General features: G+C 57.3%; 3 protein-coding genes and 1 pseudogene. All 4 read right to left on the bottom strand.

What is annotated here, in order from left to right:
• Nucleotides 1–371, bottom strand: a 371-nt coding sequence (locus WCJ41_RS21715) for a fasciclin domain-containing protein (RefSeq protein ID WP_336907921.1), incomplete at its 3' end; no start/stop codon positions are given.
• Between the two features lie 267 nt (nucleotides 372–638).
• Nucleotides 639–881: a hypothetical protein gene (locus WCJ41_RS21720; RefSeq protein ID WP_336907922.1), complete on the bottom strand. Its 243-nt coding sequence runs from the start codon at nucleotides 879–881 to the stop codon at nucleotides 639–641.
• 292 nt (nucleotides 882–1,173) lie between these two features.
• Nucleotides 1,174–1,284: a recombinase family protein gene (locus tag WCJ41_RS21725; protein ID WP_336907923.1), complete on the bottom strand. Its 111-nt coding sequence runs from the start codon at nucleotides 1,282–1,284 to the stop codon at nucleotides 1,174–1,176.
• Nucleotides 1,285–1,319: 35 nt separating this feature from the next.
• Nucleotides 1,320–1,598: pseudogene (locus WCJ41_RS21730) on the bottom strand (transposase); the annotation flags it as partial.
• Nucleotides 1,599–2,068 lie beyond the last annotated feature (470 nt).

The raw sequence follows: 2,068 nt of genomic DNA on the forward strand, positions 1-2,068 counted from the left end.
TTGATGTCTGCTGTCGTCACCTTGGCGCCATTGACCGTGACGCCGGACGTGCCATCAACGTGGAGTGCTGCGCCGTTCACGGTGGTGGGCTCGAGCTTCTTACCGGAAACGTCCGCCGCCATTACCTTGCCTGCCATCACATGATAGGTGAGGATGGCGGTGAGTTTGGCCTTGTTCTCGGGCTTGACGAGTTCTTCGACGGTACCGGCGGGCAGCTTGGCAAAGGCATCATCCGACGGTGCAAACACCGTGAACGGTCCTGCGCCCCTGAGCGTTTCGCCTAGTCCCGCTGCTGTTACCGCTGCGACGAGCGTCTTGAAGGAGCCAGCTGCGACTGCCGTGTCGACGATGTCGTGAAGGGTCGTTGTCATTGTGAGCTATTCCAATCTGATCAAGAGAAGAGCACAGGTTCGCCATCGCACATGCCGCTATGAAGCGGACTGGCCGGGAGGCAAACTTCTGGCTGTAGAGACAAGGTCGACAACATCACGTGTGCCGACCGAGCTAGTCCCCATACTCACTGTATGGATTTCGAGAATTGGGCAAACTTCCGCTCAGCACCTGCTATACCGGTGGATGATCGTGCAGGCAGCGGTAATCCATCGTCTCGATACGAGGCGGGGATGCACGTCGGCTCGTCAGATGCCCAGAAGCTTCATGGCCTCATCAAGATCTTTCTCCGACGCCGCATGGTCACCGGCTTCGTGTTCGGCCTTGCCCTTGGTGTAAAGCTCCATCACCTTGGCTTTGGTGGCCTCGTCTACGGTGGTCGTTTTCATCGCATCGTCAATCTTAACCATCAGCGTGGGGCATTGGTTGGCGAGGGCAGGGGCGGCAAGGGCCACTACCATTGCTGCGGCAAGAAACAACTTCTTCATCATCGCCCTCATTTATTTTAAGCTACTATCGATACGATAGGCTGATCGTTTTGGATTGCAGAGAACTTGTGACCGTATGATGACGACGAAGTCAGACTTCCATCAAGTCGTTAACGCCGAGATCATATCGTTCGTCGTGTCGGGCTAGGTTCCGAAGTTGGCTTACACGCAGGCCGGGGAGGTCGCGAGCCCTTGCCTGTTCATGGCGTGCACCGCGGGCAGCATCTGCTCATTGCTTATCAGGCAGTGATGTCCCGCGAGGTCAGCAAGGCGGCCCTGCGCTTCGTCCAACTTGTTAGACGTGTAGATCGTTCTCCAACACCGCCTTGATTGTTGAGGCGTGATACTCGCCGCCCCTCTTGCCCACGATGCCGCGCCCGTTGAGGGCGGCGGCGATCTGAACCATCCCGTCATTCAACCCGCGCAACGTTCCACAGCCTGCATGCGCCGTGGTTCGAGGAAGCCCGGGAAGTAGGAGCCCTTCCTGAGCTTCGGGATGCACAGTTCCACCGTCCCGGCACGGGTCTCCCGGTCCCGGTCGCGGTAGCCGTTGCGTTGGGCAAGCCGCAGCGGGCTCTTCTCGCCGGGGGCAGCCCCGGTGAGAGCGCCTACCTCAAGCTCCATGAGCCTCTCAGCGGCAAAGCCGATCATCTCGCGTAGCACATCGGCATCAGGCGTCTTTTCCAGAAGGCTGCGCAGGTTCATTATGTCGTCGGTCATCGGTGGTTCTCCGGTCTTGGGGTTGAGGTCGCAACCAGACCCTACCGGAAACCCCGGTGACCACCGAAAGCCGTTCGCTCGCTACAGCGCTCCCTGTGGGCGCGCTTCGCGAACGGCTTCACCGTCAGAAGCTACACCACGCCTGGGGACACGACCTAAGGCCTGTAAACAGAAGCCAGAATTTACACAATTAACACTCAGAATACGAGAGAGGTCTCACCAGAAAGTCCAGGGATTACCTGTCAGTCGACCCAAATCCTTTAACAGATAAAAACGATCCACCGCTTTCGCAATTCATGCCCATGGTTGAACAAATAGACTGGAAAAACTGGCGGCGATTGTTGGTGCGTGGCGAAGGAGCCCGCTATTTGGCTCGCCATACGCCTCCCAAAACATCACATGGTGCGGGTATTCAGTTCAAATACCTTTATCGTTCGCTTTGAATGATGGATGCTCTGAACTCCTGTCCA

Origin of the sequence: Aestuariivirga sp., from assembly GCF_037139295.1 — a bacterium.
Taxonomy (GTDB): domain Bacteria; phylum Pseudomonadota; class Alphaproteobacteria; order Rhizobiales; family Aestuariivirgaceae; genus Aestuariivirga.

Coding starts and splice junctions, on each gene's coding strand:
- WCJ41_RS21720 (WP_336907922.1), bottom strand. CDS start 881: ATGATGAAGAAGTTGTTTCTTGCCGCAGCAATGGTAGTGGCCCTTGCC.
- WCJ41_RS21725 (WP_336907923.1), bottom strand. CDS start 1,284: ATGGTTCAGATCGCCGCCGCCCTCAACGGGCGCGGCATCGTGGGCAAG.